Raw genomic sequence first — 17854 nt, 5'->3', positions numbered from 1 at the left:
TAGCGAATAATTTATAGCGCAACAGAACGGCTGAAGCGCTTGCCATCTGCGCTCACTGCCCGCACCTCTACATCACCGGATACTGCTGGTTTACGGTTGGCATCGTAGGCCTGCCACGTAGCACCGGCATCAGTCGAGTACTGCAGTGCCAGGCCCGGCATGCTGATGTTCATATGCAAAATACCGGCTTCTAATTTGGCACCCGGTACCGGTACACGGTATTGGATCCCTGCCGCGTCCAGCTTGGCAAGCTCCCGCTGGCCTAGCAAATTGGCAAAACGGGCCCAGTCTCCATGCAGTGATGCCTTGTCGACATACCGAGTCGCCTGGCTGTACTCCACCCCCGGCTGGTAGTCACGCTCCCAGCTTGCCCGGTGCCAAGCACGCTCTGCCGCCGCCAGCACCCGTGGGAAAACCATGTATTCATACTGCTCGTCGGTGCGGACCGTTTCACTCCATAGCTGGGCAGACATGCCATGGAAGCCATCAAACTCGGCAGTACCCTTGCTGGCAAAACCGTTACCGTCGCGGTCAACCGAGGTTTCGGCATTCTGTGGCAGGTTTTCCGGCGCAAAACCAAACATCTTACGGGTATCTGTCGCCCGGGTTGCCCAATAGTAACCGCGCTCCTGCGGATCTACTTCATAAGGCATATCCATGTAGACATAGTCCGGGTTCGAGACAATCAGATCATACCCCTTCGCTGCCCAGTCGTAAGCGGATGCACCGCCGCCCCAATAAAGCACATCCCAAAAATTCACCCGGACATTGTCGGTGGCAAACGCATTGGCATCTTCGGAATACTTCAGTCCGTCTTGCCATGCCTGGAAGTTCGCGATGCCCTTCTCTGCCACCACCTTGCTGACTTTTTCGGCGAAGTAGCTTGGCAGGTGGGCGTAATCCGACACGACACCATCTGCAATTGCCCGCTGGCACATTGGCGATTTAGCAAACGGCTTGTCTTGCTGCGACAGGTCCAGATCACCTTTCCACTCGACCTTGTCGGTAGCATTGATATCCTGGAAGCCGGCTCCTAGTTTGATGTTCTTGGCTTCGTCACCGCCGAAATGCCAAGTGTTCAACGGCATGCCCGCTTGCTGGTGCATCGCCGCCATTTCAGTGATCACCTTGTCGACAAAGTTCAGCGAAGAATCCATACATGGGTTGATGAAGCTGCGCTTGTCGTAGAACTGCACCGTGGTGACATTGGAGGTATCTTGCGGATCCATCAGGCGGTACTGGTTTGCCGCAGCCAAATTGCCCTCTGCCGCCAGGCGCTGATAGCGCGCTTCCATCGCAACAACCGCTGCGCGTGAGTGGGCCGGCATATCAATTTCCGGGATCACCTCAATACCGCGCGCTTTGGCATATTCCAGGATCTCAAGATAGTCCTGCTTGCTGTAGAAACCCGAACCGAAGTTATTGCTATCCGGTCCCGAGCCCAGCTGCGGCAACAGACAAGAGGTTTCTGACAAGTCATGGCAGCGCTGACCGCCGATGTCTGTTAATTCAGGCAAGCCCGGGATCTCGATACGCCAGCCTTCATCGTCTGTCAGGTGGAAATGGAACTTGTTCAGCTTGTACGCAGCCATCTGGTCAAGCGTACGCAAAATCGCTTCTTTAGAGTGGAAGTTACGGCCGACATCGACCATCACCCCACGGTAGTCAAAGCGAGGTGCATCCGTGACCTTCACACTGGGAATTGTCTGCTCGGTACCGGTTCCCATCAGCGACATCAGTGACTGCAAGCCATAGAAAGCACCCTGGTAATCATACCCCGTGATCACGGTGCTGCCTTTGCTGACTTCGAGCTGGTAGGCACCAGAGACCTTATTGGTCTTATCGAAGCGCTGCGGGTCCAATACCAGCTTCACCGGGTACTGCCCTTGCGTATTCACGCCAAGGGTAGTCATGCGATCCGTCGCAGCTTCGAGCATTGCTGTCGGCAAGGCCCGGTTGTCAATGCTGATGCCATCCGCCAATGAAACCGTACCGCCAGTCAAACGGGTTTCCAACGGGGTCGGGATAATGGTTCCGACCAACTCTTCCTTGGCCAGCAAATCAACATCGCTGTTTTTCTCGAAGCGAGACTGGGCTGTTGCCAAGGTATTGTTGTCTGCCGGGGTACGCTTCCAGTTCTCGCCATCAATTGCCGATAGGTAAGTCGACGGGTCTTCGCTGTCCATGCTTTTCAGTGTCTTCGGCTCGGAATCGCCTGCCACGACGTAGGCTCGCGGCATGTAATCATTTTCAAACAGCGTCCAATACTCGCCGATATACGGGATCACCACGCTTTCATCGGCAACAAAACCCTGAAACTTGTCCGTCGGCTCCAAAGTATGCAAATCGCCGGTGATATGGGTCACCTTGAACTGCTCATTCTGAACATCCAGGATCATACGGATACTGTGGAAGTAGATTTTCCAGTCAGTATCATTCAGAGCCGGGCCATTGTTGGTCAGCGTCAGGTTAATCAAATCACACGATGCCCACTCAGCGGCCAGTTCACGGCATTTCAGTCCTTCGTTTGCCCCGTGATTGGTGACCACTTGGTAATTCACCCCCAAGTTCGCTGCCAACGCGTCAGCCACTTGCTGATCAGCCTGGACATTTGAACGCGTTGAGTCAGAACTGCAACCGGTGGCTGCCATGGCAACCACAGAGGCTAATAGGCTTAATTTGAATGTTTTCACGAGTAACTCCTTATCCCGAAATCCCGAGGCAGTACCAACCATTGGTACCCTCCCAGGCAAACAAACATAACAATGATCTGAAACCGCACGCACTAAGAATCACCCTTGAAGTCCCGGCATCGCCGGCAAGGTAGAAATGGCTGTGTAGGTGTGGGGTAACAGGTGATTGCTGAGTCTGAATCAATATCGGCCTCCGAATGGAGGCCGATAGGGTCGTTAGCTATGACTTAGGACTAAGTCATTAAGGAAGTTTTACCGCTGATAGGTCTTCGTTCGGAGAAACTTTTTTCATCTCGCCCGCAACGATTTCAGCTAGTGGGCCAAGGATAACCTGTAGGTTGTTAGAGCCTAGTTTCACCACACCCATTGCACCTAGTGCTTTCAGCGTCTTCTCATCAGCAAGGCTGCTGTCTTTCAGAGTTAGACGTAGACGAGTGATACATGCATCGATGTTTTCTAGGTTGGATACACCGCCTAGAGCTACGATGTACTGCTTAGCTAGCTCACCTGTTTCCTGAGAACCAGCTACTTCAGAAGCAGCTTCATCTTCGTCTTCACGACCAGGAGTCTTCAGGTTGAACTTAACAATAACCGTACGGAAGATTGCGTAGTACAGGCCGAAGAATACCAGACCTTGAACAATCAGCATGTACCAGTTAGTTGCTAGCGGGTTACGCGTTGATAGAACCATATCAACCAGACCTGCAGAGAAACCGAAACCAGCAATCCACTGCATTGATGCTGCGATGTATACAGAGATACCCGCAAGGAATGCGTGAAGAACGTATAGGCCTGGAGCTAAGAACATGAATGAGAATTCTAGCGGCTCAGTTACACCAGTGAAGAAAGAAGCGAAACCAGCAGCAATCATAATTGAAGCAACTTTCTCTTTGTTCTTCGCCTTAGCAGTGTGGTAGATAGCTAGAGCTGCACCAGGAAGACCAAACATCATGATTGGGAAGAAGCCAGCCTGGTACATACCAGTCACACCCGGGGTTGCTACGCCTTCAGCAATTGACTTAGCACCGCCTAGGAAGTTAGGGATATCATTAATACCCGCTACATCGAACCAGAATACTGAGTTCAGTGCGTGGTGAAGACCCACAGGGATCAATAGACGGTTGAAGAATGCGTAGATACCAGCACCAAGTTCGCCCATGCCCTGGATACCTTCACCGAAGGATACCAGACCACCGTATACTGTTGGCCAGACGTACATCAGTACGAACGCAATAAAGATACCGGCGAAAGAAGTCAGGATAGGTACCAGGCGCTTACCAGAGAAGAATGCAAGCGCTTTGTGCAGCTCAACATGCGAGAAGCGGTTGTAGATCTCAGCGGATACGATACCGACTAAGATACCAACAAACTGGTTGTTGATCTTACCAAAGGCCGCAGGCACTGCACTTGCGTCAATCCCTTGGATTTGAGCAACTGCGCCAGGAGAAAGTAGAGTAGTAACAACAAGGAAACCAACGAAACCGGATAGTGCTGCCGCACCGTCCTTATCTTTGGACATACCGTAAGCAACACCCACTGCAAACAGTACTGACATGTTATCGATGATTGCGGCGCCCGCTTTGATCAAGAAGGCAGCCAGTGCACTGTTGGCACCCCAGCCGTTTGGATCAATCCAGTAACCAATACCCATTAGAATTGCAGCTGCAGGCAGCGTGGCGACTGGCACCATCAACGCTTTACCTACTTTTTGAAAATATCCAAGAATATTCACCCTTAGTTCCCCCTATGGTTTTCTTAGATTCGATGTTAGATAACTTATTTTAGTTACCCGATTAAGTTACTTGCAGTTTAAGAATTTTATTTCGCCCCGCAAATTAAAACGTCATCATTTGTGATCTCAGTCACCAGTAAGAGCAATTGACAGGCGATTTTGCTAGCTCGATCATAAAACTTATTTTATCATGCAAAACAAATGCGATAACACGCTATGATTTAATTGTAATTTACATATGGAATGAGGTGTCACTGTGAGACTAATCCCACTGAATGAAGCTAAAGATGTAGGTTTGTGGTCGGCTCGCTATATTGCTGATCGTATTAACAAATTTAAGCCAACAGCGGAACGTCCTTTTGTCCTGGGCCTACCGACAGGTGGCACCCCGCTAGCAACTTACAAACGCCTTATCGAGCTTTATCAAGCCGGTGAAGTAAGTTTCAAGCATGTTGTCACCTTCAACATGGACGAATACATTGGCATCCCAGCTGATCACCCTGAGTCATACCGCAGCTTCATGTACAACAACTTCTTCAATCACATTGATATTCAAGAAGAAAATATCAATTTGCTAAATGGTAATGCTGAAGATCACGAAGCAGAGTGTCAACGTTACGAAGACAAAATTAAGTCATACGGCAAAATTAACCTATTTATGGGTGGCGTCGGCAACGACGGTCACATCGCATTCAACGAGCCAGCTTCTTCCCTGGCTTCTCGTACCCGTATCAAGACCCTAACGGAAGATACCCGCATCGCGAACTCCCGTTTCTTCGATGGCGATATCAACCAGGTACCTAAGTACGCACTGACTATCGGTGTCGGTACGCTGCTAGATTCCGCGGAAATCATGATCCTGGTAACAGGCCACAACAAGGCACTGGCCCTGCAGGCTGCGGTTGAAGGTTCGGTCAACCACCTATGGACAGTCTCTGCGCTTCAGCTTCACCCTAAATCGCTGATTGTATGTGATGAGCCTTCAACCCAAGAGCTGAAAGTGAAGACAGTCAAGTATTTCCAAGAGCTAGAAGCCAAAAACATCAAGCACCTGTAATTAAGGAGTTATTCATGTACGCGCTAACCAATTGCCGTATCTTCACCGGTAGCGATGTGCTGAATAACCACGCCGTCATTATTGACGGCGTGAACATTCACGCGGTCTGCCCAGCATCAGAACTACCTGCGGATATCGAAATCCGTGACCTCGATGGTGCCAACCTCACACCTGGCTTCATCGACCTTCAGCTCAACGGTTGTGGCGGCGTCATGCTCAACGACGAAGTCAATGCCGATACAATCCACACCATGCACCGTGCCAACCTGAAATCAGGCTGCACCAGCTTCCTACCGACGCTTATCACCTCTTCTGACGAAGACATGAAAGCCGCTATTGCTGCCGAGCGTGAGTACCAGAGCAAATACCAAAACCATTCGCTGGGCTTGCACCTGGAAGGGCCTTACCTCAATGTGATGAAGAAAGGTATCCACTCGGTTGATCATATCCGTCGCTCTGACAACGAGATGATCAACACCATCTGCGACAACGCCGATGTAGTCACCAAAGTCACCTTGGCCCCTGAGCAAAACGACCACCGCCATATCGAGCAGTTGGTCGAGGCTGGTATCGTCGTTTCAGCTGGCCACACCAATGCAACCTACGTAGAAGCCCGCAAAGGCTTTGCCTCGGGCATCACCTTTGCCACCCACCTGTTCAATGCCATGACACCGATTGCTGGCCGTGAACCGGGAATGGTCGGGGCTATCTACGACACGCCAGAGGTGTATACCGGAGTGATTGCCGACGGTTTCCACGTCGATTATGCCAACATTCGCATGGCGCACCGCATGAAGGGCGACAAACTTGTTTTGGTCACCGATGCAACTGCACCTGCAGGAGCAGACATTGATCACTTTATTTTTGTCGGCAAGAAAGTATATTACCGTGATGGCAAGTGCGTTGATGAAAATGGCACACTTGGCGGTTCGGCACTGACTATGATCGAAGCAGTTCAGAACAGTGTCGAGCATGCAGGTATCGCCCTGGACGAAGCGATTCGCATGGCAACCCTCTACCCTGCTCGCGCGATTGGCGTTGATCAGAAACTGGGTGCCATCAAAAAAGGCATGGTTGCAAACCTGGCTATTTTTGATCGTGACTACAAGGTTCGGGCGACTGTTGTTAACGGTGAATACGAGCAGAATTAACTATGACAGGCGGACAAATTGGTAATGTTGATCTGGTAAAGCAGCTAAATAGTGCAGCTGTTTACCGGCTCATCGACTTGCAAGGCCCTATATCGCGAATCCAGGTAGCTGATGTCAGTCAGCTTGCACCTGCAAGTGTTACTAAAATCACCCGCCAACTGCTGGAGCGCGGCCTGATCAAAGAGGTCGCGCAGCAGGCTTCCACCGGAGGCCGGCGTGCAATTTCGCTGACCACAGAGTCAGCACCTTTCCACTCGATTGCCATTCGTCTTGGACGAAACTATATCGAGCAAACCATTTATGATCTCAGCGGCAAATACATTGTCGGTACCGCGCACCCTTTCCACTATACCAATCAGCAAGAGCTTATCGATGGCTTACTTGAGCATATCCGCAAGTTCATTTCTGACAACCAGAATGTGCTTCGCGAGTTAGTTGCCTTTGGTGTTACCCTACCTGGCCTAATTGACCCGGAAAGCGGTGTAGTTGAATACATGCCGCATATCGATGTCGACAACCTGCCACTGTCAGAAATTATTACCGAGAAGTATGGCGTTGCCTGCTTTGTTGGCAATGACATCCGCGGCTTGGCGTTGGCTGAACATTACTTCGGGGCGAGCAAAGACTGTAAAGATTCTATTCTGGTCAGTGTTCACCACGGTACCGGCGCTGGGATCATCGTCAATGGCCAGGTTTTTCTTGGCTATAACCGCAATGTCGGTGAAATTGGCCATATCCAGATCGATCCGCTCGGTGACAAGTGCCAGTGCGGTAACTTTGGCTGCCTTGAAACCGTTGCAGCCGATCCAGCGATTATTCGCCACGTCCAGAGCTTGCTTGAGCAGGGTTACCCAAGTTCGCTGCAGGAACTGGAAGAAGTCACTATGCCGGCTATCTGCGATGCAGCAAACAAGGGAGATGAGTTGGCAAGCCAGGCCCTGATCAAGGTCGGCAACCAGCTTGGCAAGGCCCTGGCAATGACGATTAACTTGTTTAATCCTCAGAAAATAGTTGTTGCGGGTAATATTACCCAAGCCAAAGACGTTATTTTCCCGGCAATACGCCGCTGCGTGGAGACCCAGTCACTGTCGACCTTCAACAAAGACCTGCCAATCGTCGAGTCTGAGCTTTATACCCAGCCAACCATTGGCGCATTCTCTATGATCAAGCGCGCGATGCTGAACGGGGTATTGCTGCAGCGCCTGCTGGAAGAGTAAGAAAAATAGAGAATAACTGTCTAAGTTATTCATCCTGTTACAAAATATTAAGGGCAGCTTCCGGACAGGAGACTGCCCTTTGTGTTATATTCCGCCATCAACCGTTGAGTCGTATTCGCAGGGCCTGTGCCTTGCAGCACTCCACAGCAAGCAGCCAGTCCACATCTCTAATAAATCTACTTTTGGGCCTGGCGAAAAACCCGTAAGGAACGTCAGCCTAACATGGAACTTATCTATATTATCGCCGCCTTCTTGGCCGGCTTTATCGCACTCAGGTGCAAGCTGCCCCCTCTAGTGGGCTTCCTCGTCGCAGGGTTTGCCCTTAACACGGCAGGCTATTCATCAACCCCGGTACTGACAACCCTTGCGGATCTCGGGGTCACCCTGCTGCTGTTTACCATCGGCCTGAAGCTCGATGTCAAAACCCTGCTCGCCAAAGAGATATGGGGCGGGGCCACACTTCATAACCTGCTCACGACCGGCCTATTTACCCTCGCATTGCTGATCCTCAAGCAACTGGGTATCGGCATGATGGCCGATCTTGAGGTTAGCCAGATCGCTCTGTTGGGCTTCGCCCTGTCGTTCTCCAGTACGGTATTTGCCATTAAGGTGCTCCAGGAAAAAGGCGAGCTCAACGCAACTTACGGCACCCTCGCCATCGGGATCCTGGTCATGCAGGATATCTTTGCGGTGATCTTCCTGACCGTCTCAACCGGCAAGATCCCGGAAATCACAGCGCTTGCCCTATTTGCCCTGCCACTGCTGCGCCCATCGCTATTCAAGATCCTCGATCGTGCCGGTCACGGTGAAATGCTGGTGCTTTACGGCATTTTCCTTGCGCTAGTCACCGGTGCAGGCCTATTCGAATTGGTCGGCATGAAAGCCGATCTCGGTGCGCTTATCATGGGGATGATGCTCGCGGCCCACCCCAAGTCTTCAGAAATGTCCAAGTCGCTGTTCAACCTTAAAGAGCTGCTGCTGGTCTGCTTCTTCCTCAACATTGGCTTGGCCGAGCAACCGACACTCGACGGACTGCTGATGGCGTTGCTGCTGATGGTGATGCTGCCTCTGAAGGGGATTTTGTACTATGTCATCTTCAACCTGTTCCGCTACCGGGTCCGTACCTCCCTGCTCGGCACCCTGACCCTATTCAACTACAGCGAATTCGGCCTCATCGTCGGCGGCCTCGCCTACAAGATGGGGATGCTACCGGGCAGCTTTCTGGTCGCTATCGCGATTGCGGTCTCACTCTCTTTCCTTATCGCGGCACCGCTCAACAGCCTGGGCCACCGCCTGTACAAAGATGCCTCGAAGTGGCTCAAAGAGTTCGAACCAGAAAAGCTCAATGCCAGTGATCGCCTGATTGACCTCGGCGACAAACAGATTCTGATCTTGGGGATGGGCCGTATCGGCAGCGGTGCCTATGACGAACTGGTCGAGACATATGGCAATAACATCATCGGCGTCGAAACCCGGGAAGATTCAGTTTTGCAGCATCAAGAGGAAGGCCGTCATGTGATCCACGGAGATGCCACCGACCCTGACTTTTGGGCTCGGGTTATTTCAAAGCAAAATATCAAACTGATCCTGCTCGCCATGCCTCATAGCCATGCCAACAGCTTTGCCCTTGAACAAATTCGCGAGCGCAACTATCAAGGGCAGATTGCCGCTATTGCCAAATACGGTGACGAGGAGCAAGAGTTGGCCGCTCTGGGAGTCGATGCGGCCTTCAACATCTACCAAGAAGCCGGTAGCGGTTTCGCCCGACATGTGTGCGAGCATTTGTCGCCGCAAATTAAGTCTCGGTAACGATTACCACTTCACAGTAAGACGGCAGCTTCGGCTGCCGTTTGTTTTTGTGCGCAAAATATCACCCGCATTTAGATAATATTCACTTTTACCTATTTTTATTAAATTATATTCAGTGATAGTTCTTTTTGTTTGTTGAATTGAAATTGATGGTTGCAATTTATTGTTGAATACGCAATTTTAACAATTAACGAAAGGACAGCAATGACGTGGCCAAGATCTGCCTGGCGCTCTACTAAGTGCTCGCGGGTAACTGAACAAGCCGCCACCAAGGTAGTGTTCATCGCCACGCTGGTTCCGACAATTTCATGGATAGCAATATTAGTTAATTTTGGGGTAGGAAGTATGTGTTCAGTATTTGGGATCCTAGACATCAAGAGCGATGCAACCGCATTGCGTCAAACCGCATTGGAAATGTCTAAAAAAATGCGCCACCGCGGCCCAGACTGGTCTGGCATTTATTCAACGGATAAAGCCATCCTTGTGCATGAGCGTCTGGCTATCGTAGACCTGAACAGCGGCGAGCAGCCACTGTACAATGCTGAAAAAACACATGCGCTGGCCGTCAATGGCGAGATCTACAACCACAAAGAGCTGCGTGCAGAGTTTGCACCGGACTATCCGTTCCAGACCGAGTCTGACTGCGAAATCATCCTGGCTCTGTATAAGGAAAAAGGCCCAGAGCTGCTGGATTACCTCAACGGTATTTTCGGCTTTATCCTGTATGACGAGCAGGAAGATGCCTACCTGATCGGCCGTGACCATATCGGTATCATTCCGCTCTACCAGGGGTATGACGAGCACGGTAACTACTATGTCGCCTCGGAAATGAAGGCTCTGGTTCCTGTCTGTAAGACAATCAGCGAGTTCCCTCCGGGCCACTTCCTATGGAGCAAGGCCGGCGAACCAACCCGCTACTACAAGCGCGACTGGATGGAATTTGATACCGTGGCCGATGCCAAGACGGACAAAGTTGCCCTCTCTGAGGCCCTGGAAAGTGCGGTTAAGCGTCAGCTTATGACGGATGTGCCTTATGGTGTGCTGCTTTCTGGTGGCCTGGATTCCTCGGTTATTTCCGCGATTACCAAAAAATTTGCGGCGCGCCGTATCGAAGACAACGAAGAGTCTGATGCCTGGTGGCCAACGCTGCACTCCTTTGCCATTGGCCTTGAAGGCGCTCCGGATCTCAAAGCCGCCAAAGAAGTGGCCGACCATATCGGTACGGTCCATCACGAACTGACTTACACCATTCAAGAAGGCCTGGATGCCATCCGTGATGTGATTTACCACATCGAGACCTACGATGTCACGACTATCCGCGCGTCAACGCCGATGTACCTGATGTCGCGTAAAATCCGCGCGATGGGGATCAAAATGGTGCTCTCGGGTGAAGGTGCCGATGAAGTCTTTGGCGGCTACCTGTATTTCCACAAGGCACCGAGTGCGCAGGAATTCCATGAAGAAACCGTGCGCAAGCTACTGGCCCTGAACATGTTCGACTGTGCCCGTGCCAACAAATCGATGGCGGCCTGGGGGATCGAAGCGCGTGTACCGTTCCTCGACAAAGAGTTCCTGGAAGTGGCGATGCGCCTGAACCCAGAGGACAAAATGTGTGGCAACGGCAAGATGGAAAAACACATTATCCGTGAATGCTTCGGCCACTACCTGCCGGAATCTGTTGCCTGGCGCCAGAAAGAGCAGTTCTCGGACGGTGTAGGCTACAGCTGGATTGATACCCTAAAAGAGGTGGCGGAAGCCAAAGTATCGGAGCAACAGCTGGAAACCGCCAAGTTCCGCTTCCCATACAACACGCCGACCACCAAAGAGGCTTACGTTTACCGCGAGATCTTCGAAGAGCTGTTCCCGTTGGAAGACGCGGCAAAATGTGTTCCGGGCGGCCCGTCAATCGCCTGCTCAAGCGCCAAGGCCATTGAATGGGATGAAAGCTTCAAGAACAGTGCCGATCCATCAGGTCGCGCCGTTGCCGCCGTGCACAACGAAGCCTACTAATACGCTAACAACCCTTCTAAACAGAAAACGAGAGCCAAATGGCTCTCGTTTTTTGATTTCACGTCTCAAACACTAAAAGTAAAAACGGGTACCGAAGATAAAGCGGGTGAAGCTGTCTTCAACACCGTCCTTGGTCACGTTGATGTCATCAGTGGCAATGTTGTAGTTCACCTCGGCACTTATCGCGACATGCGGGTTGATGAAATACTTCACACCGCCAGAAATTTTGATGTTCAGTGCCGTGACATCTTCAAAATCAAAATCAAAATCGCCATCATCACCCGACAGGTTGGCCACTTGGGCTGCCGCCCCAAGGTAAGGAACCCAGTTGGTGCTGTTGGTGAAGTTGTACTCCGTAAAAGCCCCTAGTTGAAACTGCTGGGTACTATCGCTCATGCTGACATCCAGCACCCCACCAATTTCCCAGTTATTGCGGATAAAATACCCATAGGACGTATTAAGCACGAACAGGTAGTCATCGACATAATCAAGATCCAAACTACCCTGTAGGGCAAATTCCTGCGTGCCCTGCTCCAGAGTCACTGCCGCAAACGCTGAGGGCGCCCCAATCACGGCGATCACTGCCATTGCCACTGCATGTTTTTTCATGATTATTCTCTCCTTGGTATGAACTCCAAAATAATCATAGGTGCAAAAGCAAAAAAGCGCCTACCGCTTAGTGTTTTTATTCTTAATAAAGAACGATCAGTAAATTAAGCACTTCAAGACTGAAAAAAAAAGGTCAACCGAAGTTGACCTTTTCTTGTGCCATCTGAGCCTTAACGCTCCCAGTATGCCTCTTCCAGGCTATCTTCACGCTCAGGCAGGCCTCGTGATAGGCGTGGCGAGTGCTGAGCCAGTACTTCGTAGCTCACACGGTTCGAATACAGGCAGATCTGCGAGAACGACGAGTAAGTCAGGAAATCAAACTGATGCTTGCTTGATTTCGGCACGTTTTCTTTGTGGTAGCGGTTGGCAGACATGTCGTGCAGCAACGCCGACAATGCGCCGTCACCGGCACCGTTGGTGTTCTTGATACGCTCAGGGCCCCCCATGTAAGGTGCAATGTGCGAGTACACCTTGATCGGGTTTTGACATTCTGTCTTCAGCATTGGGCGGCTGAACTCATAGCGGTTGAACTCTGGGATTTCACCCGGAAGAAGAGGCAAGCTGGTTTCACGCTTGGCTTCATCTTCGGTGTAGCCCGCCGTGTACAAGCCAACAGGGCCTGCAGTGCACAGTACCAAGTCAACCCACTCCAACGTTTTCTCTGATGCCATCAGCGGATCAGACTCACCTGTCAGGGCTTCGGCTTCGTCTTCGTTCATCGCAACAACCGTCACGTGATCACGCAGGAAGTCACGCCACCACTGTGGGTCGTCTTCGATCACGAACTTGGTGCCCAAAGTCAGCACCACCGGTACATCGTGCTTCTTGGCGTACTCAATGGCCTTCATCGTTGCAGCAGGCATTGGGTCACCGTCTTTACAACGTACCAAGTAAGCCGTCAGCACCAACGCAGAGGCTCGCTTGAAAACATCTTCAGGAATACTGCTTGGTTCCAGCTGATTCATTCGGCCTTCGTTAATCGCGAAGGTACGTTCGCCGTCTTTGGAGATCAGGGCGAAACAACGGCCAATCGGGCCATTGACCGGCTGCAGGTGGTTCATGTCCATGCGGCTTGAAGTGTTGCACAGATAACGGTAGGCATAGCTGCCGATTTCAATATCTTTGCTCATCACGCCCAGCAGAACAGATTTGTCATCAGCCAGTACCGAATAGTTGTGCAGGGTATTACCGATCGTACCACCAGCGAACTCGTGGCTGATCAAATCATTGTCTTTCAACTCGCGGTAAAGCGCTTCGGCTTTCTCGTCGGAGATCACCAGCGAGTGGCCTTTGCTTAGCTCATAGCGTTCCAGGAATTCGTCTTCGACACATGCTTCAATATCAACAAGAGTCTGATCAATACCGACAATATGCGTACGTGTCAGTCGCTTGTCTTGCTTAGCTTGGCTAAGAAGGGGATCACGAGCATGGACCGGGAAGTAGTGCTTGGATTTGCGTTGGCCTGGAAATTTCATGTCAATGAGCTGTCTGTTGAAAAATTTTTGCGAATTCTATCACAGAATATAGAACAAAAAAGAAAAAGCTCTCACAGAATGCAAGAGCTTGGCCCTGATGCAGGCAAGATTCCCATACAGGGTGTTCACCATTGTCGACACCCGTGGTCTAAGGGCTGTTCCTCACCAGCCTTGGCTGTGTTGCTGTACCAGCGAGGCCATCAGATCAATGTGGGCGGGATTGTCATTCAGGCAAGGGATCAGATTGAAGCTCTCCCCCCCAGCCTCGAGAAATACCTCTTTGCACCCCTCGGCAATTTCTTCCAGAGTTTCCAGGCAGTCAACGGAAAAAGCCGGGCAAATGACATCCAGTCGCTTCACCCCCTTTTGCGCCAGCTCCCTAATGGTGCCTTCGGTATAGGGTTTGAGCCACTCTTCACGGCCGAATATCGACTGGTAGCTCATGCTCATTTGCTCGCGCGGCATACCGAGCTTTTCCGCCAGCAAGGCGGTGGTGCCGTTACAGTGCTGCGGGTATGGATCGCCATGGTCGGCATAACGTTTCGGGATCCCATGGAAAGAGCACAGCAAATAGTCGGCTTTGCCGTTTTGCTGCCAAAAAGTCTCGACCGATTCCGCCAGAGCGGCAATATAGCCAGGATGGTCGTAGTAGTGGTTTACAAAGCGCAATTCAGGAATATCCGCCCTCGCCTTCAGCACCTTCGCCACCTTGTCGAACACCGCCGCGGTCGTCGTTCGCGAATATTGCGGATACAACGGCAGTACCAGCACTCGCTCGCACCCCTGCTGCTTGAGTGCATCCAAACCATCTAGCATGCTCGGATTACCGTAGGTCATCCCCAGCTCAACCGGTACTCCCAGTTGTGCTGAGAGCGCCTGCTGCTGGCGCTTCGAGTACACCATCAAGGGTGAACCGTCATCCATCCATACCGACTGATAGAGCTTGGCCACTTTCGGCGAACGGATCGGCAGAATCACCCCATGCAGGATCGGGCACCAAAGCCAGCGGTTCATATCGACCACACGATGGTCATGGAGGAACTCGGACAGGAATCGCTTCACCCCTGCCGGTGTTGCTTCATCGGGCGTTCCTAGATTAACTAGCAGCACCCCATACGGGCAGGTTTGAGTTTTGTTATTTGTGCTTTGCTCGCTCATATCATCCTTCACGCTAACGGCAGTATTGGTCAACCAGCTCAATAATAGGTGGATATAACTGTATCAGTTTTCTTTTCAGTCGGTTATACCCGAACAGGTATTAATTGGATCATTTCTGCAATAAAAAACGGGCTGACCTAATGGCCAGCCCGTTTCTGAACTTGCTAAGCAGCTTGCAATTAAGCCAGCGCTTTTTCCAGCTCTGCACTTACCGCGGCTACAGGCTGAGTACCGTCGAATTTCAGGTACTTAGTGTTGCCAGCATCTGCTTCTTTGTTGTAGTAAGCAATCAAAGGTGCAGTCTGATTGTGATATACGCCTAGGCGAGCACGCACTGTTTCTTCCTTGTCGTCATCACGAACAACAAGATCTTCACCGGTTACGTCATCTTTACCTTCAACCTTAGGCGGGTTGTAGACAACATGGTAAGTACGGCCAGAAGCTAGGTGGGCACGACGGCCAGCCATACGCTCAACGATCACATCGTCAGCTACGTCAAACTCGATCACGTAGTCAACATCAACACCGATTTCTTTCAGGCCGTCAGCCTGAGGAATCGTACGTGGGAAGCCGTCAAGCAGGAAGCCTTTTGCACAGTCGTCTTCAGCAATACGCTCTTTAACCAGACCAAGGATGATGTCGTCTGACACAAGCTGGCCAGCATCAATGACGGATTTCGCTTGTTTACCTAGCTCAGTACCTGCCTTGATTGCTGCACGAAGCATGTCACCAGTAGAGATTTGTGGAATACCAAACTTCTCCATGATGAATTGTGCCTGAGTACCTTTACCTGCACCTGGAGCGCCCAGAAGAATGATGCGCATCTTGTTCCCCTTTAGATTTGAATGGAGTTTTCAAAGAAGTGAAAAATACACTGATTACGGCACAGTCGCAAGCCCAGTCCCTCGACTGGGCAGCGATTACATGCTTTATCAGAATACAATTTGACACCGGTAGCAGGCGATTAGACCTTAGTCCTACCCTGCCCGCTCCATTGTGCCCCGCCTTTATGCCAGCAGTTTATTAACGGCGGTCAGGAACTGGGACGGGTCGTCCATTGTGCCTTTTTCCGCCAGCATCGCCTGGCCCAATAGCATCTCGACCCAACGACCGAAAATCTCCTCGTCGGCTTCATCGGCCATTTTGCTAACCAGCGGATGCTCAGGGTTAAGCTCGAAAATGTACTGTACCTCTGGCGCGTCGTGGCCTGCAGCCGCCAGTAATTTCGCCATTTGAGTACCCATTTCGTTTTCGTCAGTCACCACCACTGCTGGCGTGTCTTTTAACTTGAACGTAGTGCGCACATCTTTCACCCGCTCGCCAAGATAAGTCTTGGTACGTTCAACCACTGACTGGAAGGCTTCTTCCGTTTCCTTGCGCTTCTCTTTCTCTTCTTCCTGCTCGAAAGCTGAAAGATCAAGATCCGCTTTGGTGATCGCCTGGAATTGCTTGCCCTCAAACTCCGGCAAGTGGCCCATCAACCACTCGTCAATGCGGTCGTGCATCAGCAGCACTTCAAGCCCCTTGGCACGGAACTGCTCTAGGTGCGGGCTGTTCTTAGCCGCGCTGAAGCTATCGGCGGTCAGGAAGTAAATCTTATCCTGGCCTTCTTTCATGCGCTCGATGTAGTCAGCTAGCGATACAGTTTGTTCAACCGTCTCAGCGTGGGTCGAACTGAAGCGAAGCAGCTTTGCGATCTTGTCGCGGTTAGCGAAATCTTCAACCGGTCCCTCTTTCAATACCTGGCCGAATTCATTCCACAATGTCTGGTATTTCTCAGCATCATTGCTCGCCAAGCGATCCATCATGGTCAGCGCACGCTTGGTGCAGGCCTTGCGCAACGATTGCGTGACTTTATTATCCTGCAGGATTTCGCGCGACACGTTCAGCGGCAGATCGTTCGAATCAATCAGGCCCCGCATGAAGCGCAGGTAAGATGGCATAAACTGCTCAGCATCGTCCATGATAAAGACACGCTGGACATACAGTTTCAAGCCGTGCTTAGTCTCGCGGTTGTACAGATCCCATGGCGCCTTAGACGGAATATAAAGCAGGCTGGTATAGTCCTGCTTACCTTCTACCCGGTTGTGGCTCCAAGTCAACGGCTCGGCAAAGTCATGCGAGACGTGCTTATAGAATTCTTTATACTCTTCTTCAGAGATATCTGACTTATTGCGGGTCCAAAGCGCTTGCGCCTTGTTGATTTGTTCCCACTTGCGCCCGGTTTCCTGGCCTTCCTCATCGCGTTCAATGGTCTGGATCTGTACCGGAATACCGATGTGATCAGAATATTTGCCGATAATGTCACGCAGGCGGTACTCGCTTAAGAACTCCTTTTCGTCCTCACGCAAGTGCAGCACGATGTCAGTACCGCGGCTCTCTTTGACGATATCTTCTACTGTGTAATCGCCTTCACCGCCCGACTGCCAAGACACCGCCTGATCCGCCGCGACGCCGGCAGCACGCGTATTGACAGTGACAGAATCAGCAACAATAAACGCTGAATAGAAGCCCACCCCAAACTGGCCAATCAGCTGCGAGTCTTTCGACTCGTCTTCACTCAGCTTGGCAAAGAAGTCCTTGGTGCCAGACTTGGCAATCGTCCCCAGATGCTCAATCACATCATCACGGGTCATACCAATACCGTTGTCGCTGATCGTTAGCGTACCAGCCTGCTCGTTAAAGGAGAGCTTAACGCCAAGCTCGGCATCGTTTTCATACAAGTCTGGCTGAGATAATGCACGAAAGCGCAGCTTGTCGGCTGCATCAGACGCATTAGAAATCAGCTCACGCAAAAAGATCTCTTTGTTGGAATACAAAGAATGAATCATCAATTGCAGTAGCTGCTTTACCTCAGACTGAAAACCACGGGTTTCCTTATTTTTGTGGATAGTTTGTTCGCTCATTTCAACTCCGAAACTTGTATCAATAAACATTCGGGGA

General features: G+C 51.2%; 12 protein-coding genes. 5 read left to right on the top strand and 7 right to left on the bottom strand.

The window, feature by feature from the left end:
- Positions 1-11: 11 nt before the first annotated feature.
- A complete protein-coding gene (locus tag PTW35_RS04735) occupies positions 12-2735 on the bottom strand; it encodes a beta-N-acetylhexosaminidase (protein ID WP_281026726.1) in 2724 nt (907 codons plus the stop codon).
- Between the two features lie 199 nt (positions 2736-2934).
- Entirely contained in the window at positions 2935-4425 is a 1491-nt protein-coding gene (nagE, locus tag PTW35_RS04730; protein ID WP_281026725.1) for an N-acetylglucosamine-specific PTS transporter subunit IIBC, read from the bottom strand.
- Between the two features lie 256 nt (positions 4426-4681).
- Between nagE and nagB the strand changes: the two genes are divergently transcribed.
- From nagB to asnB, 5 genes are all read left to right on the top strand, one after another.
- Complete coding sequence (gene nagB / locus PTW35_RS04725; protein ID WP_281026724.1) at positions 4682-5482, top strand: glucosamine-6-phosphate deaminase; 801 nt, start codon at positions 4682-4684, stop codon at positions 5480-5482.
- A 14-nt stretch (positions 5483-5496) separates the two neighbouring features.
- Complete coding sequence (gene nagA, locus PTW35_RS04720; RefSeq protein ID WP_281026723.1) at positions 5497-6633, top strand: N-acetylglucosamine-6-phosphate deacetylase; 1137 nt, start codon at positions 5497-5499, stop codon at positions 6631-6633.
- Between the two features lie 2 nt (positions 6634-6635).
- Complete coding sequence (locus PTW35_RS04715; protein WP_281026722.1) at positions 6636-7850, top strand: ROK family protein; 1215 nt, start codon at positions 6636-6638, stop codon at positions 7848-7850.
- Between the two features lie 222 nt (positions 7851-8072).
- Positions 8073-9659, top strand: coding sequence for a cation:proton antiporter family protein (locus PTW35_RS04710; protein ID WP_281026721.1), 1587 nt, complete (start codon positions 8073-8075; stop codon positions 9657-9659).
- A 345-nt stretch (positions 9660-10004) separates the two neighbouring features.
- On the top strand, positions 10005-11669 hold the full coding sequence (gene asnB / locus PTW35_RS04705) for an asparagine synthase B (RefSeq protein WP_281026720.1): 1665 nt from the start codon (positions 10005-10007) through the stop codon (positions 11667-11669).
- Between the two features lie 72 nt (positions 11670-11741).
- On the opposite strand, the gene PTW35_RS04700 is transcribed toward asnB, so the two are convergent.
- From PTW35_RS04700 to htpG, 5 genes are all read right to left on the bottom strand, one after another.
- Positions 11742-12278, bottom strand: a complete 537-nt coding sequence (locus tag PTW35_RS04700; protein WP_281026719.1) for an outer membrane beta-barrel protein — start codon at positions 12276-12278, stop codon at positions 11742-11744.
- A gap of 170 nt (positions 12279-12448) precedes the next feature.
- Entirely contained in the window at positions 12449-13753 is a 1305-nt protein-coding gene (locus PTW35_RS04695; RefSeq protein ID WP_039462930.1) for an inosine/guanosine kinase, read from the bottom strand.
- A 162-nt stretch (positions 13754-13915) separates the two neighbouring features.
- Entirely contained in the window at positions 13916-14911 is a 996-nt protein-coding gene (gene hemH, locus PTW35_RS04690; RefSeq protein WP_281026718.1) for a ferrochelatase, read from the bottom strand.
- A gap of 179 nt (positions 14912-15090) precedes the next feature.
- The gene (adk, locus tag PTW35_RS04685) at positions 15091-15735 is read right to left on the bottom strand and encodes an adenylate kinase (protein WP_281026717.1); all 645 of its coding nucleotides are present in this window, start codon (positions 15733-15735) and stop codon (positions 15091-15093) included.
- 183 nt (positions 15736-15918) lie between these two features.
- On the bottom strand, positions 15919-17817 hold the full coding sequence (gene htpG, locus PTW35_RS04680) for a molecular chaperone HtpG (protein ID WP_281026716.1): 1899 nt from the start codon (positions 17815-17817) through the stop codon (positions 15919-15921).
- Between the last annotated feature and the right edge of the window lie 37 nt (positions 17818-17854).

Origin of the sequence: Photobacterium sp. DA100, assembly GCF_029223585.1 — a bacterium.
Classification (GTDB): Bacteria; Pseudomonadota; Gammaproteobacteria; order Enterobacterales; family Vibrionaceae; genus Photobacterium.
This window is presented reverse-complemented; position numbering and strand designations above follow the sequence as displayed.